21 protein-coding genes are annotated in these 25,216 nt (G+C 49.8%); 8 read left to right on the top strand and 13 right to left on the bottom strand.

Annotated elements, in window-relative coordinates; translation table 11 throughout:
* Positions 1 to 6: 6 nt before the first annotated feature.
* On the bottom strand, positions 7 to 627 hold the full coding sequence (locus tag J9260_RS14495; protein ID WP_246499463.1) for a histidine phosphatase family protein: 621 nt from the start codon (positions 625 to 627) through the stop codon (positions 7 to 9).
* A gap of 126 nt (positions 628 to 753) precedes the next feature.
* On the opposite strand from J9260_RS14495, the gene J9260_RS14490 reads away from it, so the two are divergent.
* Complete coding sequence (locus J9260_RS14490) at positions 754 to 2,625, top strand: tetratricopeptide repeat protein (RefSeq protein ID WP_210218429.1); 1,872 nt, start codon at positions 754 to 756, stop codon at positions 2,623 to 2,625.
* Between the two features lie 10 nt (positions 2,626 to 2,635).
* Here J9260_RS14490 and J9260_RS14485 read toward each other — a convergent pair whose 3' ends face one another.
* Entirely contained in the window at positions 2,636 to 4,219 is a 1,584-nt protein-coding gene (locus J9260_RS14485) for a flotillin family protein (protein WP_210218428.1), read from the bottom strand.
* 122 nt (positions 4,220 to 4,341) lie between these two features.
* Between J9260_RS14485 and J9260_RS14480 the strand changes: the two genes are divergently transcribed.
* Entirely contained in the window at positions 4,342 to 5,385 is a 1,044-nt protein-coding gene (locus J9260_RS14480) for a tRNA (5-methylaminomethyl-2-thiouridylate)-methyltransferase (RefSeq protein WP_210218427.1), read from the top strand.
* Here J9260_RS14480 and J9260_RS14475 read toward each other — a convergent pair.
* Entirely contained in the window at positions 5,380 to 6,123 is a 744-nt protein-coding gene (locus J9260_RS14475) for a lipoprotein intramolecular transacylase Lit (protein WP_210218426.1), read from the bottom strand. The two genes, J9260_RS14480 and J9260_RS14475, sit on opposite strands and share 6 nt — an antisense overlap.
* A 144-nt stretch (positions 6,124 to 6,267) precedes the next feature.
* Here J9260_RS14475 and J9260_RS14470 point away from each other — a divergent pair, with 144 nt between their 5' ends.
* Together J9260_RS14470 and J9260_RS14465 are read left to right on the top strand one after the other, a co-directional pair.
* Positions 6,268 to 7,890 (top strand): ABC-F family ATPase, encoded by a 1,623-nt coding sequence (locus tag J9260_RS14470; RefSeq protein WP_210218425.1) that lies wholly within the window; start codon positions 6,268 to 6,270, stop codon positions 7,888 to 7,890.
* 19 nt (positions 7,891 to 7,909) lie between these two features.
* On the top strand, positions 7,910 to 9,556 hold the full coding sequence (locus J9260_RS14465) for an RNA-binding domain-containing protein (protein WP_210218424.1): 1,647 nt from the start codon (positions 7,910 to 7,912) through the stop codon (positions 9,554 to 9,556).
* A gap of 207 nt (positions 9,557 to 9,763) precedes the next feature.
* On the opposite strand, the gene J9260_RS14460 is transcribed toward J9260_RS14465, so the two are convergent.
* Together J9260_RS14460 and J9260_RS14455 are read right to left on the bottom strand one after the other, a co-directional pair.
* Positions 9,764 to 11,917, bottom strand: coding sequence for a RelA/SpoT family protein (locus J9260_RS14460; protein ID WP_210218423.1), 2,154 nt, complete (start codon positions 11,915 to 11,917; stop codon positions 9,764 to 9,766).
* 53 nt (positions 11,918 to 11,970) lie between these two features.
* Complete coding sequence (locus J9260_RS14455; RefSeq protein WP_210218422.1) at positions 11,971 to 12,657, bottom strand: HAD family hydrolase; 687 nt, start codon at positions 12,655 to 12,657, stop codon at positions 11,971 to 11,973.
* A 79-nt stretch (positions 12,658 to 12,736) separates the two neighbouring features.
* Here J9260_RS14455 and J9260_RS14450 point away from each other — a divergent pair, with 79 nt between their 5' ends.
* Positions 12,737 to 13,543: an esterase/lipase family protein gene (locus J9260_RS14450; RefSeq protein ID WP_210218421.1), complete on the top strand. Its 807-nt coding sequence runs from the start codon at positions 12,737 to 12,739 to the stop codon at positions 13,541 to 13,543.
* Positions 13,544 to 13,985: 442 nt separating this feature from the next.
* Here the strand turns inward: J9260_RS14450 and J9260_RS14445 are convergent, their stop codons facing one another.
* The 4 genes from J9260_RS14445 to J9260_RS14430 form a co-directional block, all read right to left on the bottom strand.
* The gene (locus J9260_RS14445; protein ID WP_210218420.1) at positions 13,986 to 14,294 is read right to left on the bottom strand and encodes a chitin binding peritrophin-A domain-containing protein; all 309 of its coding nucleotides are present in this window, start codon (positions 14,292 to 14,294) and stop codon (positions 13,986 to 13,988) included.
* A 792-nt stretch (positions 14,295 to 15,086) separates the two neighbouring features.
* The gene (locus tag J9260_RS14440; RefSeq protein WP_210218419.1) at positions 15,087 to 15,338 is read right to left on the bottom strand and encodes an AbrB/MazE/SpoVT family DNA-binding domain-containing protein; all 252 of its coding nucleotides are present in this window, start codon (positions 15,336 to 15,338) and stop codon (positions 15,087 to 15,089) included.
* A gap of 307 nt (positions 15,339 to 15,645) precedes the next feature.
* Positions 15,646 to 16,221, bottom strand: coding sequence for an HNH endonuclease (locus tag J9260_RS14435; RefSeq protein ID WP_210218418.1), 576 nt, complete (start codon positions 16,219 to 16,221; stop codon positions 15,646 to 15,648).
* 122 nt (positions 16,222 to 16,343) lie between these two features.
* The gene (locus J9260_RS14430) at positions 16,344 to 16,814 is read right to left on the bottom strand and encodes a PDDEXK-like family protein (protein WP_210218417.1); all 471 of its coding nucleotides are present in this window, start codon (positions 16,812 to 16,814) and stop codon (positions 16,344 to 16,346) included.
* Between the two features lie 561 nt (positions 16,815 to 17,375).
* On the opposite strand from J9260_RS14430, the gene J9260_RS14425 reads away from it, so the two are divergent.
* The gene (locus J9260_RS14425; RefSeq protein WP_210218416.1) at positions 17,376 to 17,699 is read left to right on the top strand and encodes a helix-turn-helix transcriptional regulator; all 324 of its coding nucleotides are present in this window, start codon (positions 17,376 to 17,378) and stop codon (positions 17,697 to 17,699) included.
* 119 nt (positions 17,700 to 17,818) lie between these two features.
* Here J9260_RS14425 and J9260_RS14420 read toward each other — a convergent pair whose 3' ends face one another.
* Together J9260_RS14420 and ycaO are read right to left on the bottom strand one after the other, a co-directional pair.
* Positions 17,819 to 18,571, bottom strand: a complete 753-nt coding sequence (locus J9260_RS14420; protein WP_210218415.1) for a carbonic anhydrase — start codon at positions 18,569 to 18,571, stop codon at positions 17,819 to 17,821.
* Between the two features lie 54 nt (positions 18,572 to 18,625).
* Entirely contained in the window at positions 18,626 to 20,344 is a 1,719-nt protein-coding gene (gene ycaO / locus J9260_RS14415; RefSeq protein ID WP_210218414.1) for a 30S ribosomal protein S12 methylthiotransferase accessory factor YcaO, read from the bottom strand.
* A 122-nt stretch (positions 20,345 to 20,466) separates the two neighbouring features.
* Between ycaO and J9260_RS14410 the strand changes: the two genes are divergently transcribed.
* Positions 20,467 to 20,997: an anti-sigma factor gene (locus tag J9260_RS14410; protein ID WP_210218413.1), complete on the top strand. Its 531-nt coding sequence runs from the start codon at positions 20,467 to 20,469 to the stop codon at positions 20,995 to 20,997.
* Positions 20,998 to 21,113: 116 nt separating this feature from the next.
* Here the strand turns inward: J9260_RS14410 and J9260_RS14405 are convergent, their stop codons facing one another.
* Entirely contained in the window at positions 21,114 to 23,288 is a 2,175-nt protein-coding gene (locus J9260_RS14405) for a malate synthase G (protein ID WP_210218412.1), read from the bottom strand.
* A gap of 313 nt (positions 23,289 to 23,601) precedes the next feature.
* On the opposite strand from J9260_RS14405, the gene J9260_RS14400 reads away from it, so the two are divergent.
* The gene (locus J9260_RS14400) at positions 23,602 to 23,865 is read left to right on the top strand and encodes a UPF0175 family protein (RefSeq protein ID WP_210218411.1); all 264 of its coding nucleotides are present in this window, start codon (positions 23,602 to 23,604) and stop codon (positions 23,863 to 23,865) included.
* Between the two features lie 63 nt (positions 23,866 to 23,928).
* Here J9260_RS14400 and J9260_RS14395 read toward each other — a convergent pair whose 3' ends face one another.
* Positions 23,929 to 25,119 carry an AAA family ATPase gene (locus J9260_RS14395; RefSeq protein ID WP_210218410.1) on the bottom strand — a complete coding sequence of 397 codons (1,191 nt, stop codon included), beginning with the start codon at positions 25,117 to 25,119 and terminating at the stop codon, positions 23,929 to 23,931.
* Positions 25,120 to 25,216 lie beyond the last annotated feature (97 nt).

The raw sequence follows: 25,216 nt of genomic DNA, 5'->3' as shown, positions 1-25,216 counted from the left end.
AGCGCGTTACGCTTGCGGCAACCCATGCCCCACTAGCGATGCAATCCCATCCGGGTAAATACGTATCCGGGTGAGTTGCGCATAGCCAATTTCAAAGTGCAGGCTTTTTTGGTACAAAATATCCAGAACCTTTGCCAGCACCACCCGCATTACACCCGCGTGGGTTAACACTAAAACCCGTTGACCTGCGTAGTCGGTTTGCAGTTGCATCCATGCCTGATTGACCCGTGCAATGAAATCTTCCATTGCTTCGCCGTGGGGGGCGATAAAGCGGCGCGGTTGATACCACAACTGTTGCAGTAACTGTGCGTCTTGTTCCCAAATAGCGGCTTGGGTTTGTCCGACCCAATCCCCGAAATCCATTTCCCCGAAACGTGCATCGACCGCAAACGGGCAATCCAGACGTTGTGCTAATAAGCGTGCGAAATCGTGACAACGGCGGCTGGGCGAGGTGATGATGGCATCCCATTGACCGGTTTGGGTGGCGAGGGTCAGTTGTTTCCAGCCGGAAATGCCCAGCGGTTCATGGCTGGGGGCGCAAAATAAATCGGGGGTTGCCACTTGCCCGTGTCGTAAAAGGTCGATGGTGGTGGGTGAAAGCGGTGCGGTTTCGGGTTGTGTTGTCATTCCATTGTTCACATTTTGCCTGTCTGTCGGCATTTTGGCACACAATGCCGGTTCATGGGGGATGCTTTCCTGCATTTCCGCCGAGCTTACCTATACTCAGGATAAACTTGCTAAGAGAGCCTGCGCATGACCACAGAAACAGAAACTGATCCACCGATTATCCAGTCACGCATGGCGCGGATTGCCAAGCGCGTGGGGGATGCCGCGCATCGTTCTTTGGATGCGATGAAGCTAATGACTGAACGCCTGATGGGATTATTGCGTTTATTTGCTACGGTCGGCTTGACCTTGATTGTCAGTCTGGTGGTGTATAAAGCGATTCAAAGTGCCGATGTTGTGGTGGTTAAACCGTTTTCAGTGCCGAAAGCGATTCAGGATATTAGCCCGGATAGCGGGCGCATTATCGCGACGCAACTGGATATTGAGCTGAAAGAGGCAGAACTGTCGATTTACAATACCATCAAGGGCGGCGAACAAGCTTGGCAAGGGCGTTCGCGCACAGATCGTGTGGAATTGGCGCAAATTACCGGCAGTGCCGGAGACTTTTTGCTGGGTTCCAATATCAAATTGCCGGAAACCGGGATTTCCATCAATGACGTGGTGGAGTTTATCGCCAGTGTGTTCGGGCGGCGCAATATTATCGGTTCGGTTTACCAAGATCAGGGTAAATTGCACTTGCGGGTGGAGTTGGGCAGCCAAATTTTCTCTTACGAACGTCCGCTGGATGCGTCGCGTGAGAAAACCCTGAACTTTGATTTAATTGAGCAAATGCTGGAAGACAGCCGTTCGGATTTACTCAGTGCCGCGTCACCGCAACACAATTTGTATTACTACTGTTCCGGGAAAACTGACCGGGTATTTCACCAAGATAGCCGTTTCACCCAATGGTTTGATTATTGCGCTCGCTTGAATAATCCACAAAGTGACATTGAAGATTTAACCCAACTGATTGATACCTTGGATGTCCTGAATGCGGATAGCGAAGCCGTCACCGAGGGGAATTTGATCCTCAGCAATGTGTTATCGAATACCTTGGCAAACGCACGCCAAAAACTGCAACCCATTTGCCCGGATTATGAGCTAACTAAGGTGTGCAAACCGCGTGTGGATACCGCACAAGCCACGGTTGCTGCAATGGTTGTTGAGCCAGCACCTGCACCCCAGCAAGATAATGCACAGTCATTAACCTTGCCGAGTCTTTACGGGAATAGCGTGCCTTCTATGCGAGTCCCTGATGTTGTTGCTTCTAGCACTGATCCTGTAGGCAGTGGCGGCAATGTCCCTGTCGCAGGCTTGGTGAGTTTGGCGGATTTGCAAAGTTTGTGGGAAGGGTGCAGCAGTCGGGTGATTACCTCTGCCGAATTGCTGGCTTCCAATAAAAGCGAGGCGGAAGCGACGTTTTTGTTTAACAATAAATTGACAGCGCAGGCGGTGGAAAAATACCGTGAAGCCTTGCAGCAAAATTGCCGTAATGCTTTTGCTTGGGCAAATTTGGGGGTGCTGCTCAACGGGCATTACCAAGGTGAAACGGCGGTGTTTGCATTGGCAACGGCTTCCGGTATCAATAATCGTGCGGATTGGATTCCGAACAGTTGGTGTATTGCGCAAGCTTACAATGATCCGCCTGCGCAGATGGTGCGGCGTTTAACCGAAGCCAAACCTGACGATGCTTGTAGCATTGCCCGCGCGATTAATCCGGCGAATAAAGTCATGTTGGATAAGCAGTTTTATCTCGCCGTTGCCGATCGCTTTTTTGATGTCGCTGATTACGCGCAAGCGGCGGAAACCTATCAAATCGCGCTCAGTGTCGATAAAAAGCGCGATTGCAATACCAGTAAAGCGGTTAACCGCTTGTATACCTTGGAAACCAAATACAAAATCAAGGGAGCCTGGCAGGCAGCTTGTGCGATTCGCGACAGTGCCGTGCCATTGCTGGATGGGAAAATAAGTAGTTGCGAGCCGGAATTAGTAGCGTTGCAATGTCCGGCGACACAATAAAGCAAGGCGATTAATCGCGGTCATTTACCGCAAAGTCATCGTCATCATCCATGCTGGGCTGCTCCCGTTCGCGGGCGGGAGTAGGTTTTGGTGCAGGTTGTTCTGGTTTCGGGGTGCGTAACTCAGTGCGTAAGTCGCGGGTCATGTCGCTGAGTGTGCCACCACTTAACCCCACTTCGTTCAACAAGGTTTCAATCAACGGTACTTGGGCGCGGTAACGTAGCGCACTGTCGACCACTTGATCTGCCAAACTGCTGCCCGATGAACCACCACCGCCGCTATTACCACTTTCGCCACCGCCATTATTGCGCCCACTGCCGATGGCATTGTTAAGCCCGTCAATGTGCATGATTTTAATGCCTTCGATATTTTCAATCGGGCGCACACTTTCGCGGATAATATTGGGCAATTGTTTGACGATTTCGAGTTTGACCTGCATCGCGATTTGATCGTTGGAAAGCAGGTTGGAAGCTTCGTTCAAAGCGCGTTTCCCAGCGGCTTCGACTTCGTAGCGGATTTGGGCGGCTTGCGCGGCAAGTTTTTCAACATCGGCATTGGCTTCGGCAATAATGCGTTGGCGTTGCGCTTCTTTTTCGGCACTGATGATTTCGATAATGCGTGAGCGTTCGGCTTCGGCACGTTCACGGGCGGTGCGGATTTCCTCGAAAATCTTTTCGGATTCGGCTTTAACTTTGTTGGTGGCTGTCCATGCCAAGGCGACTTCACGCTCTAATTCGGCTTGGCGCACGGTGGCTTGCTGTTGAACTTGCTCGATCAACAAGTCTTTATCAATGGTGATTTCTTCGATTTTGCGCTGAGTTTCGGCTTCATTTTCAGCCTTTTTGCGCTTGGAATCGTTTTGCGCCTGGGTTTCTTCAAAGTCCAGTTGCTCTTTTTTCTTGGTGGCTTCGAGATTTTTTTGCTTAATGGCAACTTGGTTGTCTTGCGAGATTTGGTTACGGCGTTTTTCACTTTCGGAAACGATTTGTTCCAAAATCGACAGGCCGCGTGCGTCAAACGAGTTGTTGGCATCGAAATAGCTTTTATCGGTCTGGTCTAGGCGCGTCAGGGAAACAGACACCAGTTCCAAACCGTTTTTGCGGAATTCGGCATTGACGGCTTCTTCAACGTTGCGCTCAAAATCGGCGCGTTTTTGATGCAATTCGTCCAGTTCCATCCCCGCTGCTACCGAGCGTAGGGCGGCGACGCACGGGGCTTCAAACACCAGTTTGACCTGTACTTCATCCAGGGTACGTTTACCCAATGCACGCGCGGCGGTGCTGATGGCGTGTTCGTCGGGGGCAACGCGCAGGAAGAATTCCGCTGTTACATCCACCCGCAACGGGTCTTTGGTGACGAGGGCTTGTTCCATTGCGCGGGTAATTTCAATGCGCATGGTTTGCATATTGACCGGCAACATATCGTGAACCACGGGTAACACGAACGCGCCGCCGCCCATAATGACTTTTTCCCCGCCGAGTCCGGTGCGTACATACGAGGTGTCTTTTTGTGCGCGGGTGTAAAATGCCGAAAACGCCACGCCGAGTAACGCTAACAGGATCAGCACGCCGATTAGTGCGTAGTACAATTCCATATTTTTCCGCCTCTGCCATGCAGGTTGATGAGCTTGATTATAAACAGGAATCCGCGCAGTGTGGGGATTAATCGGAAAATACCCTATAATGCACAGTCTATTCACCAACCAGTAATTCGCCCATGACCCGACAATACCGCGCTGTTTCGCTGATTTCCGGCGGTCTTGATTCCATGCTCGCTACCAAAGCAGTATTGGAGCAAGGCATCCACGTGGAAGGCATTAATTTTTTCACCGGATTTTGCGTCGAAGGCCATACCCACGCGATTCGTAAGCAGCACGGCGATAAACCCAAGCGCAATAATTCCCTGTGGGTCGCGGAGCAATTGGGAATTAAATTACATATCGTTGATATTGTTGATGATTACAAAGATGTGGTGCTGAACCCTAAGCACGGTTACGGCGCGAACATGAATCCGTGTCTTGACTGCAAGATTTTTATGGTGAAAAAAGCCCACGAATGGATTCAGCAAAAAGGTTTCGATTTTATCATTACCGGCGAAGTGGTAGGGCAACGCCCCATGTCGCAACGCGCGAAAACCATGCCGATTATTGCTGAGGAATCCGGCGCAATGGACGTGTTATTGCGTCCGTTATCCGCGCACAATTTACCGCCAACTAAACCGGAGCGCGAAGGCTGGATTGATCGCGAAAAGCTGTTCGGTTTCAGCGGGCGCAGCCGTAAGCCGCAAATCGCGCTGGCGACGCAGTGGGGTATTGACGAATACGCGCAGCCTGCGGGTGGCTGTTGTTTCCTCACCGATGCCAATTACACCGATAAATTGAAAGATTTGTGGGCGCACCGTCCCAACCGCGATTACGAGTTGGACGATATTATGCTGCTGAAAATCGGGCGGCACTTGCGCCCACGCACCCATTTCAAAATGATTGTGTCCCGCGAAGAGGGCGAAACCAACTTTCTGGAAGGTTACAAAAACCAGTTCATCTGGATTAAAACCGCCAGCCATTCAGGGCCGCTGACGATTTTGGACGGCAAAGACATTAGCGACGATGACATCACCTTGGCTGCCCAACTTGCCGCGAAATTTAGCAAAGGCAAGCACGCAGATCAGGTGGTGTGCAAAGTTGCCCGCCCCGGTGAGAGTTTCCGTGAAATTACGGTGAGCCCTTTTGCCGAGGAGATTCCACCAAATTGGTTGTTATAAGTGCCGGGTACGCCGTTGTGCCAGATAGTGATAAAACGTCAACAGCAGCACCGTGATCACCACCGCCAGCCCCAGTAGCATGATCGCAATATAACCAAACAGCAGCGGTGCTTGCATCATGGTGCTCATCAAGGATTCCTCGTAATAAAAGAACCAAGGATGATCAGCCGGGAATATCCAGATGTGTAATTGGTAAAACACTTCGGTAGCACCCAGCGACAGCACGGCGGTGGTGAGCAATGCGAATAGCAGTACGTATCCCGCCAGTTGTTTGATGCTGGGTAATGCTTGGCGGTAGTACAGCGACAACACAAACACCACGACCCACAGTGGTAGCATAAAGGCGGCGGCGAAGGTGATTTTGTCGATCAGGTGAGCAACATCCTGCAAATGCGTCACTTCGGCAGCAGTAAACAGGGTGGTAATCGCTCGCCCTTGCGGGTCGTGATAGGTTAATTCCGCCAGCCCTTGGCCTTGGTGGTGAATCGCTTCCACAATGCCGTGGAATAACCGCGCCCGTTCGGCAGTGTCGGTCACTGCAAAATCAGGTTTGTTGAAGTTTTTGGGCGCGTATTCGGCAATATGCCCCGCGATACTGGTGTGATCGTGCAGCCATGCATAGCCAAAATCCACGGTTGCCAGCAATACCCAGCTGAGCGATAACGCCACCAGCAGTGTCAGGAGCAAAAAGCTCAGCCATTGGGCGAAATGCCGCAGAGAAAAGTTGACCAGTTTCATGTAAGACCGTGGATTGAAATAAAATGATGTCTTACTCTATCACGTAAAAACACCCGGCGAATATTTCAGTAGTAGCTGTGTCAGTAACCCGAAAGTGCTACAGTAGCGCACCTTACGCCCAATCAGATTTCAAGAGGATTCCCAGTGCTAGTTGCTGCCAATGTCACCATCCAGTTCGGTGCTAAACCGCTATTCGATAACGTTTCCGTCAAATTCGGCGACGGCAACCGCTATGGCTTGATCGGCGCGAATGGCGCGGGCAAGTCGACCTTTATGAAAATCCTCTGTGGGCTACAAGAGCCGACTCACGGTAACGTTTCCAAAGACCCTAACGAGCGCATGGCGTATTTGCGCCAAGATCAGTTTGGCTTTGAAGACGTGCGTGTGCTTGACGTGGTGCTGATGGGGCATGGCGAAATGTGGAAAGTCATGTCTGAAAAAGACGCGATTTACGCCAATATGGAAGCCACCGAAGACGATTACATGAAAGCGGCGGAACTCGAAGGTCAGTTCGCGGAAATGGACGGCTACACCGCCGAATCGCGTGCCGGTGAATTGCTGCTGGCGGTGGGCATTCCCATTGAACAGCACAACGGCCCGATGAGCCAAGTTGCCCCCGGCTGGAAATTGCGGGTATTGCTGTGCCAAGCCCTGTTCGCCAACCCTGACATTTTGTTGCTGGACGAACCAACCAATAACCTCGACATTAATACCATCCGCTGGTTGGAAGAAACGCTCAATAACCGCGATTCCACCATGATCATCATCTCGCATGACCGCCACTTTTTAAACCAAGTGTGTACCCATACGGCGGATTTGGACTTCGGTAAAATCCAGATTTACTCCGGCAACTACGACGACTTTATGGAAGCTTCCACCCAAGCGCGTGAACGCCAAGCCAATGCCAACGCCAAGGCGAAAGACCGCATTCTGGAATTACAAGATTTCGTGCGCCGCTTTTCTGCGAATAAATCCAAGGCCAAACAGGCTACCAGCCGCCGCAAGCTGATCGAAAAGCTCAAGCCGGAAGACATTAAGCCTTCTAGCCGTCAGTACCCGTGGATTCGCTTTGAGTACGATGAAAAAGAACGCCTGCACCGTTTCGCCGTGGAAGTTGAAAACCTCAGCTTTGGCTACGAAGGTATGGATAAACCACTGATCAAAAATTTCAGCTTTGCCATCGAAGCGGGTGAAAAAGTCGCTATCATCGGCGAAAACGGCGTGGGTAAAACCACCTTGCTGAAACTGCTCGAAGGCAAATTACAGCCACAAAAAGGCAGCATCAAGTGGGCAGAAAAAGTCCGTATTTCGACTTACGATCAAGACCATGAAGACGATTTCAAAAGCGACATTAATCTCACCGATTGGATGGCGGATTACGTGCGGAAAAGTGGTTACGAAGGTGAAGATGCTGAAACCCAAAACCGTGGCACACTCGGACGCTTGCTGTTTGGTGGCGATACCGTGAAAAAGCCGGTGCGGGTGTTATCGGGTGGTGAAAAAGGCCGGATGATCTTCGGGCGCATGATGCTCTCGCGCACCAACGTGATGTTGATGGACGAACCCACCAACCACTTAGACATGGAGTCCATCGAATCCCTTAACGGTGCGCTTGATCGTTACGACGGCACACTGATGTTCGTGTCGCACGACCGGGTGTTCGTCGGCTCGTTAGCAACCCGCATTTTCGACGTGAAAGGTGACGGTACGATTGTCGATTACCGTGGCACTTACGAAGAATATTTGAGTAGCCAAGGCTTGGATTAATTGTCTTTTTGAGCTGCGCATGGACATCAATACGAAACTGCAAACCCTGCTGGAATTATCCGCCGAAAACGAGGTGGTTGAATTCAAGGAGGCTAAAAATAGCTACGACTTCACCAAGCTGGGGAAATATTTCTCCGCTTTGAGCAATGAAGCCAACCTGAAGCACCAAAAATCCGCATGGTTGGTATTTGGTGTGAATGATAAACAGGTGGTGGTAGGTTCGCAGTTTCGCTCTGTGCGCAAGGATTTAGATCACCTCAAAGAGGAAATCGCTAACAAAACCACCAATCGCATTACCTTCATCGACATCCACGAGATGGAAGATGCTGGGCAGCGTGTCGTGTTGTTCGAGATTCCCGCCGCCCCGAAAGGCATACCCCTCGCCTTTGATGGGCATTATTACGGGCGTGATGGCGAAGCCTTGTCACCGCTCAATCTGGAAGAAATCGAGCGCATCCGTCGCCAAGCAGTTCTGGACGACTGGAGTGCGGCACTGGTGACAAAAGCTACCTTGGATGATCTTGATCCAGACGCAATCCTGCTTGCCCGTAAAAACTTCAAAAACAAATTCCCTGACAAAGCCGATGAAGTGGATGTTTGGAATGATGCCACGTTCCTCAACAAAGCCAAGTTGACCATCAAAGGTAAACTGACCCGTACTGCGTTGCTGTTGTTAGGCAAGGATGAATCCGAACACTTTTTACTGCCTGCTGATCCGAAAATCCGCTGGTTGCTGAAAGACAGCAATGGTAATGACCGTGACTACGCCCTGTTTGGGATTCCGTGGCTGTTGGCAGTGGATAAGGTGTTCAACAAAATCCGAAACATCAAATATCGCTACCTACAGAAAGGCACACTGTTCCCGGAAGAGGTTGACCAGTACGCACCGTATGCCATCCGTGAAGCCTTGAATAACTGCATTGCGCATCAGGATTACACACTTGCCGGGCGTATCAATGTGGTGGAGCACGATGAAAGCCTGACCTTCACCAATTTGGGCAGTTTTGCCCCCGGTGATGTTGAGCGGGTGGTACGTGAAAACGCGCCGGAGGAGTATTACCGCAACCCGTTTCTTGCTACCGCGATGTTTAACTTGAAAATGGTCGATACGGCTGGGGGCGGCATTCGCAAATTGTTCCTGCTCCAGAAGCAACGCTTCTTCCCCATGCCAGACTACGAGCTGACCAATACTCGTGTGGTGTTGACCTTGACCGGCAAGGTGCTGGATTTGGATTACGCCAACTTGCTGGCACAGCACGGTGATCTCAGCCTAGACGAAATCATCGCGCTCGACAAAGTGCAAAAGAAACGCCCACTCAGTATCACCGAAGAAAAGCTACTCAAAAACAAACGCTTGATCGAAGGGCGCAAACCCAACTTTTTCCTTGCCAAATCCATTGCGCAAACCACTGGGCAAAAAGCCTTCTACAGCAATAACACCGCATTCGATAAGCAGTATTACCTAGATCTGATCTGCAAAGCGATCAATGAACATGGCTCCATGACCCGCAAAGATATGGATGAGTTGCTGTGGAATAAACTACCTGATTGGATGAGTGATGCACAGCGTAAGACAAAAGTAGGTAACTTGCTGTCACAACTCCGAAAATCCGGGAAAATTGTTAATCATGGTTCGTATGGCAAGCCATTATGGCTGCTCTCTTAACATAGAAACCGAAGAAAGATTTAAAGAGAGATTGATTGTTTTTGGATATTATAAGGTGTTGATTTTTAATAACCTCCTCTCTTAATTTGATTGTTTTTTGCTCTTTTTTTAAAAGAGACGTTCCGCTATGACCGGGTAGCTGGCTATTTCCGTTCCAGTTCTTTAGCACAGGCAATCTGTGGTTTTTCCGCGTTTATGAGGGGTTCTTCACCCCTTACGCTGCGCGTCCAGCACTGACGGCAATTGCAGCAGCTTTTCCAGCACATCGCCCAACTGACTCACATCACGAATTTCGATGGCGAAATCCATTACCGCGTAACACGGGTCTTGGGTGTCACGGGTATGCAAACTGCGAATATTGACCTGTTCCCGCGCCAGCAGGGTGGCTATGTCGCCCAATACCCCCGATTTATTGAACGTGGAAACGGTAATGTCGACTTCGTAAGCTTCGGTATTGGTTCCCCACGCGACTTCGATAATGCGTTCTTCGCGTTCGCGGCGCAGGTTGGCGAAATCCGGGCAATCCAGCCGATGCACAATGACCCCGCGCCCTTGCGACAAATACCCCATGATCGGGTCGCCAAACACCGGGTGGCAGCACGTTGCCATTTGGGTAAAGAGTTTGCTGACTCCGCGTACTTCAATACCGCTACCCGACAAGCCGCTTTGTTTGAAAGTACGCAGTTTGAATTCCGGCTCGTGTGAGCGCAGTAAATACCCCCGGATTTGCGCCGAAGTAATATCGCCGCGCCCCACCGCAATCACCATGTCGCGTTCACTGCTGCGGTTAAATTGCAACGCCAGTTCGGTGTAATCGAGTTTGCGTAAATTGAGTAAGTGGCGTTCTTTTTCCAGCACTTTTTCGCCATCACGGAAGTTTTGCTCGTGGTTTTGCTGGCTAAACCATTGGCGAATCTTTTGGCGGGTACTGGTGGATTTGACGTAACCCAAGTCGGGGTTTAACCAATCCTGACGTGGGCGTTCTTCGCGTCCGGTGAGGATTTCCACCTGTTCGCCGTTTTTGAGTTCGGTATTTAACGGCACAATATTGCCGCTGACTTTCGCACCCCGGCAACGATGCCCGACGCTGGTGTGTACGTAATACGCAAAATCAATCGGGGTCGCACCCTTGGGCATGTCGATAATGCGGCCTTTAGGGGTGCGCACGAATACCCGGTCATTGAAAACTTCGGTGCGGAAATCTTCCAGCAATTCCTCGTCGGATTGGTTGGACTCCAGCATCCGGCGCACGGCGGTAATAACCCGTTCGAGTTGCGGGTCAATTTTGCCGCCCTCTTTGTAACGCCAGTGCGAAGCCACCCCTTGTTCGGCGCGTTGGTGCATTAAGCGGGTACGAATCTGCACTTCCACCGGCTTGCTTTGCGGCCCCAGCACCACGGTATGAATCGACTGATAGCCGTTGGGTTTAGGGTTGGCAATGTAATCGTCAAACTCTTCGGGGATCGACCGCCAGTTTTCCTGCACTAAACCCAGCACTTCGTAACAAAGCTGTTTCTCGTCAACGATAACGCGCACCGCCCGCAAATCGTACAAGTTGTCGATTTCAACGTGTTTGCGGCGCAGCTTTTTCCAAATGCTGTAAATGTGTTTGGGGCGACCGTAGATTTCCGCCTTAATGCCGTGTTCGGTGAGCAGGTTTTCGACGCGCTGAATGAAGTCGATGATGAATTGTTCACGCTCAATGCGTTTGCCGGTCAACGATTTCGCAATCGCCTTGTAAGTGTCAGGCTGCAAAAAGCGAAACGCGAGGTCTTCCAGCTCCCATTTAATCTGGCTAATGCCGAGGCGGTTTGCCCAAGGTGCAAATAAATTGCTGGTTTGGCGAGCCACGCAACGGTGCAGTTCGGAAACTTCATGGCGCGACAGCAAGCGCAAATATTGTAAATTCCACGCCAGTTTAATCACAATCGCACGTAAATCGCTCACCATTGCCAGCATCATGCGCCGCAATTGTTCGCCTTGCTCATCATCGCTGATGCGCGGGTCGGTGTGTTCGGTGCAGTCGTGGAAGTGTTGCAGGTTGCGGATGTTTTCGCACAAACCGCGCACCGTCGCACCGTAGGTTTTAGCAATGCTGTCTAAACTTAGCTGCGCATCCAGCCGCTCATCGCACAGTAACGCCGCGATCAGGGTGGTTTGATCCACATCCAAATGCCGCAGGATTTCCGCCACATCCAGACTCGCGGGTTGCAACGGGTTGGAATTGCGGGGTAACGCCAGTACCGTATCGACGGCATTTTCCAGCGCGATTAACTCTTGTTTGCCACCGGGAACGGTAAAACGCTCAATCCACGCTTGGCGGGTGCGGGATTCGGTATTGGAAAGGCCGATGTGTTGCATGTTGGCAAAATTCCTCTATGCCCGAATAGTCATAAACTATGGTAATAAACTTATTATAATAATGGTATTACCGTTTGTAATTCTGCGAGGTTATTGATCACCGCATCCGGTGCTTGTCCGCCCGGCCAAGGTCGTTGTTCCGGGTTAAACCACACCGTGCGCCACCCCGCATCCGCCGCCCCTTGAACATCACGCAGCGGGTCATCCCCCACATAAACCGCTTCGTGTGCGGCGACATCCGCCATTGCTAAGGCTTGCCGGAAAATCTCAGGGTGCGGCTTTGCCACGCCTGCGGCTTCCGCACTGTGGACAAAATCAAACAAATGCCCGATGCCAATATGCTGTACGCTGGCATTACCATTGCTGATCACGCCGGTAATAAAGTGCGCTGCTAAATGTTCCAGCACTTCGCGTGTTCCATCAAACAGCGTCACCGCATTGCGTGCCTGCCAAAATACCGTAAAGCCGGTTTCGCACAAGTTTTCCGCCGGGTAGTCGTGGGCGTGTGCGAGTGATTCTAGCCAGTTTTTACGCAATTGTGTCAGATTGTAGTGCAATTCAGGGCGTTGACGCATGTAAGCAACGCGGTTTTCGATCAGAGCCGCCGCAGTGTATTGTGTCGTAATGCGCGGGTAATGCGCCACTAACCATGCGTAAAAATGCTGTTCGGCGTGTTCAATCACCGGGCGGCAAGCCCACAAAGTATCGTCAAGATCAAAAGCGACACAGCGAATGCTCATGGTGAAACTCGTGGATTCTAGTAAAATCGCAATGGTAACACCGACTAACGCAGGATAACGAGAAACGGAGGACAACGTAATGTTAAGGTTTTGGCTATTGCTCACGCTCAGCGTGCTGTGTCTGCCTAGCACTTTATTTGCGAAAACGCTGGTGTTGGTACATGGCTTCCAGTCAAACGGTATGAGTTGGCGGATGAGCGGTGTAACACCAGTTTTGCAGCAGGTGGGTTGGCGCGACGGCGGTAATTTCCTGCTAACCTCAATGGGGTCTTATAATCCAATGCCGCATTTGGGTGCTGGCGCGGAAAATGTTTTTTACACGGTGGATTTGCCATCGCGTGCGCCCGTGGCGTTACAGGCAAGTTTACTCGACACCCATTTACAGCAGATTTATCAACACCGCCAAGAGTCGCTGGTGTTGGTGGGGCATTCGGCGGGCGGAGTGGTGGCGCGTCATTGGTTAGTGACTACGCCGAGTGTGCCGGTTGATACGCTGATTACCATTGCCACACCGCATTTAGGCTCGTTGTTAGCCAATATCGCGGAACGCACCACCGACAGTATGCTGGGCACAATGGCTGACAAAACCGGCTTGGGGAAATGGACGAAAGATGCCGAAAACGTTTACCGCGATTTACGCCGCGAAAAGCCCGGTCGGTTTTTGTACTGGCTCAATCACCAACCGCACCCGCCGTTGCGCTACGTGTCGATTGTGCGCGACAACCAACCGCGCCCGGATCAGTTTGATGTTGCGGTTCCGCGTTACAGCCAAAACATGAATAACGTGTTCGCGCTGCATGGCGTTTCGGAAGTCGTGGCGGTCAAGGGTGAGCATTTCACCGGGGTGGCTGATGGGTATGCGTTAGCGCGGTTGTTGGCGCAGTGAGGGGTTTTTGTTTCAGATAACGTGCATTGGGATTTTGAGATTTGGCAAATAGCAAAGCAGTTCTAGGGTAAATTACCTCGCCTCTCCCTGATATTTCTAGGAATAGTGACTTGTCCTTTGGTGGTTACTCTCATGGCGCATGTCCTCTATACGTAAGTAAGACCTTGCAGGTATTACTTGTAGTGGCAGCAGGCAACTATGTATCTGGTGTTGTTCATGATCTTTTCCGAGTATCAGCGCAGTACACAAACTCAGATGTCCGGTGTTTGAATTTAACACTGTTTTTCCCGTGTTAGCACATGACGGAACAATCTTTATTCGGTCTTCGAATCGGCTCAAACTTATCTGTAATTTAAAAGGTCAACACAAAGCTACGCTGGAACATTGGGTTAGACTTGGATAAATTGGCTGGGGTTCGCACGCTCGCCCCAGCCTACGCGCTTTACTGCTGCGGCTTTGATTGATCTTGATCTACATTGCATTTCGCATTTTCGGGCCAATCGCAGACCTCAGTTTCAGCATTGAAGTGTAACCCAGAAGGACAATCCTTATAGAAAGGAACCCCATTATCACAAACATAATATGACCCGCAGTCATCTGGGTTTGGAAAACTTACATATACTTCATTGTTAGAAGGGCATTGTTCACTACCTGCATAGACTGTGGTCACAGGTAAAGTACCCATTGTTATGGCAGTCAAAAAGTTCAGCGCGAAGTTACGGCGAATAAAACAAAACAAATTATAACGCATTAAAAGTCCTCCAAAACGATCATGAAAAAGTGTGATTAACCTTAATGTAGTTTATTCACTCAGATTTTTAAAATCTGGTGAAATTCATCTTCAATTTTAAAAGCCAATAGTTGGATATGCAGCCTTTTGCTTTTGCCGATAACTCGTTGTCAACATGAGACTTTATCCGTTCTGGCGATTGATTGCTCACGATTATAGAGCCGATAAACGGTGTTTGTGTAGCATTTTTTTAGATTTTTACGTTGCTATGGTGATTTACGCCGCGAAAAACCCGGTCGGTTTTTGTACTGGCTCAATCACCAACCGCACCCGCCGTTGCGTTACGTGTCGATTGTGCGCGACAACCAACCGCGCCCGGATTAGTTTGATGTCGCGGTTCCGCGTTACAGCCAAAACATGAACAACGTGTTCGCGCTGCATGGCGTTTCGGAAGTCGTGGCGGTGAAGGGTGAGCATTTCACCGGGGTGGCTGATGGGTATGCGTTAGCGCGGTTGTTGGCGCAGTGAGGGGTTTTTGTTTCAGATAACGTGCATTGGGATTTTGAGATTTGGCAAATAGCAAAGCAGCTTTTCTGGTTTTAATATCGCTTGCGATTTTTGTCAGTGGATGCGAATCAAGCTCCGACAGGATGGCGTTATCTGCAAACATAAATTTGTATGATAAGCCGGAGGAGGATGGTGGTAAGGTTATTTATGTGACGAAGAGTGAAGTTGTTTGTCATATAGCGACGACCAAAATGCTTAAAATGTTTCGGTATCATAAATTGAAGTGCGGGGATGTTTTGGGTTGGTTTATTGATGGGGATCAGTGATGATCATTGGAGGCCATTCCCTTGTAAGACCCATGATCTGATCTGTTGATATTTTAGCCGTTGCTATGCCCCTAAATTTGTGAAATTTTCTTGTGATTGTCGGTTCATCAACCCTGATGATATAGAATCGTCCGTCTTCTTCCCTAAAGTCGATTTCAGTTTCAGAGGAAATGCCTAACTTCTCCCTGATATTCCTAGGAATAGTGACTTGTCCTTTGGTGGTTACTCTCATGGCGCATGTCCTCTATACGTAAGTAAGACGTTTACAGTATTACTTGTAGTGGCAGCAGGCAACTATGTATCTGGTGTTGTTCGCGATCTTTTTCGCGCACGAGCGGAGCACACAAACTCAGATGTCCGGTGTTTGAATTTAACACTGTTTTTCCCGCGTTAGTGCATGATGAAATCATCCTTATTCGGTTATTAAATAATTGCCCCTGAATAATATATTATCGACAAATAAAAATTATTAACCTATTGGTTTTTAAGTGTTAATGAGGAGTTCTGATGCCAATGAATAAATTGAGTGTGGTATAATGTCATTGTCCAAAATGAAGTTCTCGATGGCAATTAGGACATAAAGCAATAGTATTCTCGATTGTATCTTCGCCACCATCTCTTAATGGAATTATATGATGAACTTCAAGGTATGGTTCTCCATTCTTTTTTTTAAAAGGTGCTTCATTTTTACATCTTCCACAAGTACCGTTTGCTTGATATAGAGTCTCTGCTATAACATCAGGATTTCTGTTGTATCCTTTAATAATAGAAAAGAGTATGGCTGGTTTTTTTGATGCATTTTTTAGTCTGATTCTTCTGTTCTCGACAGTATCATTTTTTGATTTGTCTACCTCTTCATAAAAATTCAATTCTGTTTTTATATCGTCAATATTTATTACTGAATAATCAAGATCGGAAAGTCCAATTCTAGCATCTCTAGTGTTGAAATTGCTTGGCTTTATTCCTGTTGCTAATGACCATATAGCCTTGGCAGGATAACACTTTCCAGTTTTATTTGAAACATACCACCGCTTTGGTTGTTTGTATCCATCTGGTCTTTTCCCTGCATCGAATAAGGAAAGTGCTGCTTCAATATGTGATGTTTTTATTTTCAATCTTCTTTCTCCTGGTTATTAAAGATAATAGTAAGAATAATTTGCCAATCTTTTCTATATAAAAGAGACTTATCACTGATTCTCAGTATGTGGATGGTTGCTGAGTATAAATAACATATGGCTTAAGGTTGTTCTTGTGTTGGCCAGCAGTCTTTATATTTTAAAACTTGAGAAGGGCTAATTGCGCAGCCTCTCCAACCTTTTGGATTGTTTTCCCATGCTTCCCAATACAGGGTGTTTTCATTATCAATTTTAGCCCCGTCAGTTTTATTTTTTGCGATGCTTTGTACTAGTTTTTTCCATGCTGGAACATTAAGTACATAGAAATCAGGTAGTTCATTTAGCTCTTTATCTTGGAAATCAACAAAAACTAATAAATCGCCGGTATCAGAGATGCCTGTGACTTTAGGCCATTGTCTACCCGTTTTAGCTTTAACAGATACACGAAATAATTGTCCCGTAGATTCAACTAAAATATCTGTCTTTTTATGATTTCCTAAAGTAAGTTGTGCATAGAATCCTCGACGGCATAGTTCAAAAGCTACAGCATATTCTCCAGCTAATCCTATTGTTTCTTTACTATTTGAGTTCATCTGTGAATCTTCCTTTTGAGTTCATGGGGTGAGCTTTCTTTGATGAAGGATAATAGTTTGATATACCGCATCCAAAAATATCGGAATATACAGCCATTACTGATCCAGTATTCAGAAGCTGCCGATCTGGATATGCAGCCTTTTGCTTTTGCCGATAACTCGTTGTCAACATGAGGCTTTATCCGTTCTGGCGATTGATTGCTCACGATTATAGAGCCGATAAACGGTGTTTGTGTAGCGTTTTTTCAGGTTTTTGCGTTGCTACGCTGTGCGCCAACTTTGGATTTGCCTGCCATTACTTGATCGACGGTGCACTTGAATTAATTGAGTGGAACTTCCACGTCTGTTGCCCCACTATCCAAGTAAGTACTGGCAGTGAAGATCAAAGTCTTGGGTTTCGTTCCCTTCGGTACGCTGAAAACCAGTGCAAAGTCCACCACTGCGTCCGGCATCTACGACGATCAGCGCGTCATTGTCACCCTTCGATTTTCAAGTGTTTCTTACAGAAAAGCATATTATAATTAACCTTAATCATTTTTAGGTTAACCAAGGCGTTCAAGTATGTTGACATTATCCGCTCGCACGGTGATTACGCTGGAAGTTTTTGGTCATATGATTCGCGCTGCACGTTTGGAAAGAAAGATGCCGCAAGCCGAACTCGCAGAACGTTTGGGCGTTAGCCGCCAAACTATCAGTGCCCTCGAAAGAGGGGATGCGAAGGTAGCTGTTGGTGCGGTTTTTGAAGCAGCGACGATTGTTGGCATTCCTTTGCTGACTGACAATGCCCGTGACTTGCAACGCCTTTCTACTACCGTTGCAAATCTTGCCAGCTTGCTGCCCGAACGTGCCCGCACTGCTAAAGTGGAGTTGGATAATGACTTCTAAGCCGCAGTTAGCAGATAGTGCTTAAAGGCAGGCATGACCCCCATGAACGTCAGCGTCTGTGGCAACGGGCTGTTTTCAACCCGTTTTGTTTTGGGAAATAACTGATTAAATCAGTTCTGTTACTGCAACACAGGCCGCGCATTTGTCGCTTGCAGCGGGCGGTTGTTCGGGTGGTGCATAATGTGGGCAAACTTTTCGATTTGCTCTTTAGAAGCTGTTACCGGATTTTTCATCACGATCCAGCGCACGCCTTCGGTACACGGTGGCGTAGTCAGCGAGCCGTTGAAGCGGTAGTAGTCGCGGTTTTCCGGCAATAAGGCGGTCACATCCACTTTGCTGTCCAGCGGGTCAACGGTGTTGGCGTTGGCGGGCATTTCTGCCCAGACTTTTTCCAATTCAGGGTTGGCTTCACCTTCTTCAAACATTAACGCTACCACGGTTAAATCCCCGGTATTGTCTTTGTGGACGAGGTGCGCCTCCATCGGGAAGGCTTTGCCATTAATATGATTTTCGCTGGGGGCGTGGAAATGGAATTGTTTCAGGCTGAACCATACGCTGTCTAATTTGACCGCGTTACCATCGGCGTAATTGACTTGAATGGTATGCCCGTTATTTTCCACGTCTTTGCCGAGGCCGCTGCCGTATTTGAATTCCAGCGGCGGCAATTCTGCTTCGGTGAACCCCGCTAAATTAATGGGGGATTGGTTTTTACCGGAACACGGCGAGAATTCCGGGGTTAATGCTGCCCAGTTACGCGGGCCTGCTTCACCGTCGTAACTCCAATGTGCTTTGTTATTATGGGCGGTTTCATGCGCTTTCTCGCCACAAGCAGCCAGCAAGCACAGGGTTGATAATAAAATAACTTTCTTCATGCGGACGCTCCTTAAACAAGTCGGGGTGGTGAAAGGCATGTTTTATGCCTGAGTTTACAAGCCTTGATGCACTTTGCGATACGCCGTCAGCAATCGCTGGTGCGTTTCAAAGCCGTACAGCTCCAGCGTTGGGGCGGTGATTCCCCAAAAACGGGTCGCGCCCGACAGCAAGTCGCGGGCGTGTTGCACGCTGGTTTCGCCGTACATCAGGGTTAAATTCGTAAGGTAAGGCGTGGGATTCTGCATGGCTAATAGGTCTTCAATGCAGCGGTAAACGCGGCGGCGGTCGTCATTGATTTGCTCAAAATGGCGCACCCATTGGCAACCTTCCAGAATTGCGTCTTCATTGCCGCTGGCTAATGCCAACAAGGTTTTGAGTTCGCCGACACGTAAATCTGCCCACAAACTGCCCGCATCCGGGGCAAGCCCTAACAGGGCGGCGACGGGTTGGTGTTCGTCCAAACCCACGTCTTCAATAGCATCCAACAGATCAGCGCATTCTTCTTCCGATAATTCCGGCAGGTTTAAAATGGCCTCGCGGAACTCATTTCCGGCACTGTTGTTATCCCATTCCAGATCATCCACTTGGTAAATTTCCGACATGCCCGGTACGAGAATACGGCACGCATACACGCCCAAATGGGTGTAATCCATAACGTAAATGTCGAAATCTTCCGCGTGTGCAATGTCGATTAAATACTGGCATTCGGCGGCGGTCGTGCCGCTAAAATCCCAGTCCACAAACTCATGATCCGGGGTATTGCGCAAGAAATCCCAGTGAATCGGGCCGCTGGAATCAATAAAATGGGTTTCCAGATTTTGCGGGGAAGCGACATCTTCCAGATCAAAACTGGGGGCGGAAAAGCCAGCAAGGCGATCCAACGCGCGGCCTTGCAACAGCTCCGTCAAAGCGCGTTCCAATGCCACTTCAAAACGTGGGTGCGCCCCGAAACTGGCGTAGCAGCCCTGATCTTCGGGGTTGAGTAAGGTCACGCACATCACCGGGTATTTCCCGCCGAGTGATGCATCTTTCACTAAAATGCCGAAACCAGCGGCGCGTAATTCCGCAATGCCCGCGACAATGCCGGGGTAACGCGCAATCACTGCGTCTGGTACATCGGGCAAGCACGTGCCTTCAGCAATAATGCGGAATTTGACGTAACGCTCGAAGATTTCCGATAACGCTTGAGTACGCGCTTCGGTAGGGGTGTTGCCTGCGGACATGCCGTTGCTGACGTATAAGTTACCAATCACATTGACCGGAAACCACACGGTGGCTGCATCGCGCTGGCGAACCAAGGGCAGGGCGCAAATACCGCGTTGCGCATTGCCGGAATTAATATCCACCAATTTACTCGCCGCTAAGGTGGATTCCGGGTCATAAAATGAGCGGGTGGCATCATCCAACAAACCGTCCGGCCAAGTGTCCGCGTCTTCCAAATCAAACCAGCGTTCTTGTGGATAGTGGACAAACGGCGCGTTGGCGATAGTTTCACCAAGATAAAAATCCGCCCAAAAATAATTGGTGCTAAGCCGTTCAAAATACTCACCCAAGGCACTCGCCAACGCCGCTTTACGTGATGCGCCTTTGCCATTGGTAAACAACATTGGGCAATCGCGGTCGTGAATGTGTACCGACCACACGTTCGCAATGGGGTTTAACCAGGAGGCTTCCTCAATGTGGAAACCTGCCGCGAGTAATTTGGCTTGCAGGGTTTCGATGGAGGCTTCAAGGGCGGCATCCTTGCCGGGAATAAAGGTTTGTTGTTGCATGGGGAACTCGTTGGGTGGTCATTCGTCAAAGATTTGGGCTATTTTAGCGCAGCGCACCAATGTGCGTCCGATTATCCATTATAATCGAACCATTTAGCGAATCTTTAGGAAAGTATCGACCCATGATGGCAAACAGCGAGGGAAGCGTGAACACCGCAAGCAATGGAATCTGGCGTTACGGGCTATACGCGCTTATCGCCGCCTTGTTGCTGGTGGCTCTGGGTTTCGGGGTGCGCTACTGGGAACCCGCGCAAGCCAGTGCAGATAATGGTGAATTGTCAGTATTACGTGAGCGTTTACTCAGCGACTCCAGCAGTGTGCGTGGTAATTGGTTACGCACTCTCAATCCTTTGGTGCAAGACGTGCAGGGCGATTTGGTGTGGAATAGCACCCAAAGCCAAGGCGTAATGCGTTTCGTGGATTTACCTGCGCCTGCTGCCGGACAGTTTTACCAACTCTGGCTTTACGATACCCGCAGTGCCGATGGCGTGCCGGTTTCCGGGGCGGTGGTGCGTAATGGTGCGGGCAAGGGCGAGTGGTTCGCGGCGATTAAAACTGAAAAAATGGTGCTTGCGCCGTTTAAGTTTGAGCTGCACTTACATGCGGATAAATCGGCTGAAAAATCACAGTTGTTGTTGATGGTGCAGCCTTAGTGAAGACCCTCACCCCAACCCCTCTCCCGCTAAGCGGTAGAGGGGCTAAGACAAGATAGGTTATCTCTTGCTCCCCTCGCCCGCTTGGCGGGAGAGGGGTTGGGGGTGAGGGTTCCTTAAAAGAACAACGCTACCTTAGCTTCTGCACGGTACTTGTGCAGCAACGGTTCGGTGTACCCGTTCGGTTGTTCGCGTCCTTTAAATACCAGATCACACGCAGCTTTGAATGCGACGCTCTTGTCGAAGTTGCCGCTCATTTTGGTGTAAGTCGGATCGCCTTCGTTTTGCGCGTCCACTTTAGTCGCCATGCGTTTGAACGCTTCCATGATTTGCGCTTCGTTACAGATGCCGTGATGCAGCCAGTTTGCCATGTGTTGGCTGGAAATGCGCAAGGTTGCACGGTCTTCCATCAAGCCCACGTCGTTGACATCCGGCACTTTGGAACAGCCGACGCCTTGGTTGACCCAGCGCACCACGTAACCGAGGATGCCTTGCGCGTTGTTGTCCAGTTCTTGCTGGACTTCTGCCGCGCTCCAGTTGGGGTTTGCTGCCACGGGAATGCTGAGGATGTCGTCAATATTGGCACGCGGACGGCTTTTCAGCTCTTCCTGACGCGCAAATACGTTGACCTTGTGGTAATGCAAGGCATGTAACGCGGCTGCGGTTGGGGAGGGAACCCACGCAGTATTCGCGCCCGCCAGCGGATGCCCGATTTTGGTTGCCAACATATTCGCCATTTGATCGGGAATTGCCCACATGCCCTTGCCGATTTGCGCATGACCCGGCAAACCGCATTCTAAACCGATGTCGACGTTCCAGTTTTCGTAAGCTTGAATCCAAGCAGAAGACTTCATGTCGTTCTTGCGGATCATCGGGCCAGCTTCCATTGACGTGTGCATTTCGTCGCCGGTGCGGTCGAGGAAGCCGGTGTTAATGAATACCACACGCTCTTGCGCTGCACGGATGCACTCTTTCAAGTTGACCGTGGTGCGGCGTTCTTCGTCCATAATGCCGACTTTCAGGGTATTGCGCGGCAGGTTGAGTGCGTCTTCGACTCGACCAAATAATTGGTTGGTGAATGCGACTTCTTCAGGGCCGTGCATTTTCGGTTTAACGATATAAACCGAGCCAGTGCGCGAGTTTTTCGCAGTGGTGTCACCCTTGAGGTTGTGGATTGCAATCGCCGCTGTCATGTAAGCGTCCATGATGCCTTCGGGAATTTCCGCGCCGTTTTGGTCGAGGATTGCCGGATTCGTCATCAAGTGACCTACGTTACGCACGAACAATAAACTGCGCCCCGGCAAGCTGATTTTGCCGCCATTCGGTGCGTTATATTCGCGGTCAGGATTCATGGCACGGGTAAAGGTCTTGCCGCCTTTGGTCACGGATTCGGTCAAGTCGCCTTTCATCAAACCCAACCAATTGGTGTAAATCAAGGTTTTATCCACCGCATCAACGGCGGCTACCGAGTCTTCGCAGTCCATAATGGTGGTCAACGCCGCTTCCATCAGGATGTCGTTAACACCCGCCGCGTCGGTTTTGCCGATTGCGCCGTCACGGTTAATCTGGATTTCAAAGTGCAGGCTATTGTTTTTCAGCAGGATAGCGGTTGGGGATGCAGCATCGCCAGTGTAACCCGCCAACTTTTCAGGTTGCGCCAAACCTACTTGGCTGCCATCCGCGAAACTGACTTGTAGTGCGCCATTGACCACAGTGTAAGCGGTCGCGGACTTGTGCGAGCCGCTGGTTAATGGCGCAGCTTCGTCGAGGAAGTTACGGGCAAATTCAATGACTTTCGCGCCGCGTACTGGGTTAAAGGTTTTACCCGCTTCCGCGCCATCGGTGGACGGAATAGCATCTGTGCCGTAAAGCGCGTCATACAAACTGCCCCAGCGTGCATTGACCGCATTCAACGCGAAACGCGCGTTCATTACTGGCACAACCAATTGCGCCCCGGCAGTTGCGGTAATTTCGGTATCCACATTGAGTGTAGTGACGGCAAACGCTTCGCCTTCCGGTAACAAATAGCCGATTTCCTGTAAAAAGGCTTTGTATGCCGCGAAATCAAACGCGCCTTTATTAGCCACATGCCAAGCGTCAATTTGCGCTTGCAGGGTATCGCGTTGCGCCAGCAACTCACGGTTGCGGGGGGCGAGGTCATTAACAATGGCTTCCAGCCCAGCCCAGAAAAGATCCACGGGAATATCCGTCCCCGGAAGGGCTTGATTGTTCACGAAATCATGTAAAAGTGTTGACACTTGCAAGCCGCCAACCTGAATTCTGTCACCCATTGCTCACGTTCCTCAAAGAAATAAATAGAATTGTCGACATGATAGCTTATATCGCAATATTAGCCATCACGAAAATTACTATTCTCAATGGTGAGTATTGAGGTGCGAATGTGTTGCTGCTTCACCGTTATGCCTCATCTTCGACTTCTGCGGGCTACCACTCAATACAAAAATCCAAACAACCACAGCGGAATCTTCCCCTCCACCCCACAACCAGCCCATCCGCCACCACCCACGTTTTTAGGCTTATGGCTTTTCCTCGGGGATAACCCTACAATCAAACACATATCCATCACCCCGCCGAGGGCAAAACATGCAAATAACGCTTGAAATACCTGATCACGTCCTGCTGCCACAACAGGACAAAACTAGCCTCGCGCAGCTACTCAAGCTACATACTGCTTTGCTGCTGTTTCAATCTGGTCAGTTGTCGCGTGGCGCAGCCTGCGAATTTGCAGGCGTAGACATTTACACGTTCCTTACCGCCTGCAAGCAGCACCGCATCGAAACCATCAGCACCGATATGGATGAAATCGAAGCCGAAGTCATCCGTTTCAAACAACTTCGCGCCGCATGATTGTCATTGCAGATAGTTCGGCACTCGTCGCCGTCTCAACATATCGCTGATGCAGGCTGTAACTCAATACAAAAACCCAAACAACCACAACGGAATCTTCCCCTCCACTCCAATTTCTAACCCATCCGCCACCACCCAAGCCGCCGTTTCATCCTTAATCTGCTTCTTCGACTTGGCTTTGCCCCCAACCTCAAACACATACTGCCCATCAACCAAAAAATCCCCACTTTTTGGATAATTCAACGTGTGGTGGTAAGACAGCATCGAAGCAAAAAACGTCTCGCGCAGCGTTCCCGCTTTAGGCTGGTTGCAAAACACGGCGAACAGGTTGGTGTTATCCAGATACAGTTTTTCCGGCTTGGAAATAATGCTGACCCCGCTGGATTTCGCCCCCAACAAGCGCAGCAACCCCGCCGCCTGTAACAAACCAAGGTATTTGTAGAGGGTTTTCTGGTTCAGCTCTACCGCACCGCACAGTTTGGACACATTGATGTCGTAAGGCTCACTTTGGCACAACATCACCATCAGCTTTTTCAGCGCATTCACCTTGTCGTAGTCAATCGGGTAAAGCGCGGGAATATCCGTCTCAATCACCTGCATCGACGCATTCAGCAAGCGCGGCAAATAAGTTGAACCCGCCTCGCGGTAAAACGGGTAAGCACCGTGTTCCAGATACGCGGGCAAATACGCCAAAGGTTTGATCCGACTGACGATTTCCAACGCCAATTGCGGATGGTGTTGGAGCAGGGTATCCAGCGTCACCGCCTCAAAGGTTTCGCCCGTTTCCAACTCCAGAAATTCGCGGAATGACAATACCGGCAAACGGTACAACATCGCCCGACGGCTCAAATCCGCCTTGGCATTGTCAATGGCGGTTGCCGATGAACCTGTGAAAATGACCTTGAGGTTAAAATAGCTGTCGAAAATCAGCTTCAGGTCGCGCTCAAAGTGTTGGCATTTGTGGATTTCGTCGATGATGAGCAATTCACCGCCGATTTTCTGGAATTCATCAGCGATGGTAAACAGCCCGTGCTGCCCGACCAAAGGGTGGTCAGCAATGACATACAGCACCTTGGTTTCCCGTGCCACGGATTTGAGGTATTGCAGCAGCAAAGTGGTTTTACCCGCCCCGCGTGCGCCCATGATGCCGATCAAGCGTTGCGAAAAGTCGATTTGCCGGAACAGGAAACGCTGGTAATCCGGTAACTTTTGCGTCCTGATTTGATTGGAAAGGTGCTGTAGTGGTTCAATCATCTTACTGCAATACCTATTTTAAAGTGATTTTTTAGTATTATAATGATAAAAATATCCAGTGTCTTGTGGTGATTGAGAGAGCCAAAACCGAGAATTT

Source organism: Thiothrix unzii (genome assembly GCF_017901175.1).
Taxonomy (GTDB): domain Bacteria; phylum Pseudomonadota; class Gammaproteobacteria; order Thiotrichales; family Thiotrichaceae; genus Thiothrix; species Thiothrix unzii.
The sequence above is the reverse complement of the archived record's forward strand: the minus strand, read 5'-3'. Positions and strand labels throughout refer to the sequence as shown.

Excerpts from the sequence above, each read along its gene's own strand:
- J9260_RS14465 (WP_210218424.1), top strand. The coding sequence starts at position 7,910 with ATGGACATCAATACGAAACTGCAAACCCTGCTGGAATTATCCGCCGAA.
- J9260_RS14455 (WP_210218422.1), bottom strand. The coding sequence starts at position 12,657 with ATGAGCATTCGCTGTGTCGCTTTTGATCTTGACGATACTTTGTGGGCT.
- J9260_RS14425 (WP_210218416.1), top strand. The coding sequence starts at position 17,376 with ATGTTGACATTATCCGCTCGCACGGTGATTACGCTGGAAGTTTTTGGT.
- J9260_RS14460 (WP_210218423.1), bottom strand. The coding sequence starts at position 11,917 with ATGCAACACATCGGCCTTTCCAATACCGAATCCCGCACCCGCCAAGCG.
- J9260_RS14490 (WP_210218429.1), top strand. The coding sequence starts at position 754 with ATGACCACAGAAACAGAAACTGATCCACCGATTATCCAGTCACGCATG.
- J9260_RS14400 (WP_210218411.1), top strand. The coding sequence starts at position 23,602 with ATGCAAATAACGCTTGAAATACCTGATCACGTCCTGCTGCCACAACAG.
- ycaO (WP_210218414.1), bottom strand. The coding sequence starts at position 20,344 with ATGCAACAACAAACCTTTATTCCCGGCAAGGATGCCGCCCTTGAAGCC.
- J9260_RS14405 (WP_210218412.1), bottom strand. The coding sequence starts at position 23,288 with ATGGGTGACAGAATTCAGGTTGGCGGCTTGCAAGTGTCAACACTTTTA.
- J9260_RS14495 (WP_246499463.1), bottom strand. The coding sequence starts at position 627 with ATGACAACACAACCCGAAACCGCACCGCTTTCACCCACCACCATCGAC.
- J9260_RS14440 (WP_210218419.1), bottom strand. The coding sequence starts at position 15,338 with ATGAGAGTAACCACCAAAGGACAAGTCACTATTCCTAGGAATATCAGG.
- J9260_RS14420 (WP_210218415.1), bottom strand. The coding sequence starts at position 18,571 with ATGAAGAAAGTTATTTTATTATCAACCCTGTGCTTGCTGGCTGCTTGT.
- J9260_RS14445 (WP_210218420.1), bottom strand. The coding sequence starts at position 14,294 with ATGCGTTATAATTTGTTTTGTTTTATTCGCCGTAACTTCGCGCTGAAC.
- J9260_RS14480 (WP_210218427.1), top strand. The coding sequence starts at position 4,342 with ATGACCCGACAATACCGCGCTGTTTCGCTGATTTCCGGCGGTCTTGAT.
- J9260_RS14475 (WP_210218426.1), bottom strand. The coding sequence starts at position 6,123 with ATGAAACTGGTCAACTTTTCTCTGCGGCATTTCGCCCAATGGCTGAGC.
- J9260_RS14430 (WP_210218417.1), bottom strand. The coding sequence starts at position 16,814 with ATGAACTCAAATAGTAAAGAAACAATAGGATTAGCTGGAGAATATGCT.
- J9260_RS14410 (WP_210218413.1), top strand. The coding sequence starts at position 20,467 with ATGATGGCAAACAGCGAGGGAAGCGTGAACACCGCAAGCAATGGAATC.
- J9260_RS14485 (WP_210218428.1), bottom strand. The coding sequence starts at position 4,219 with ATGGAATTGTACTACGCACTAATCGGCGTGCTGATCCTGTTAGCGTTA.
- J9260_RS14450 (WP_210218421.1), top strand. The coding sequence starts at position 12,737 with ATGTTAAGGTTTTGGCTATTGCTCACGCTCAGCGTGCTGTGTCTGCCT.
- J9260_RS14395 (WP_210218410.1), bottom strand. The coding sequence starts at position 25,119 with ATGATTGAACCACTACAGCACCTTTCCAATCAAATCAGGACGCAAAAG.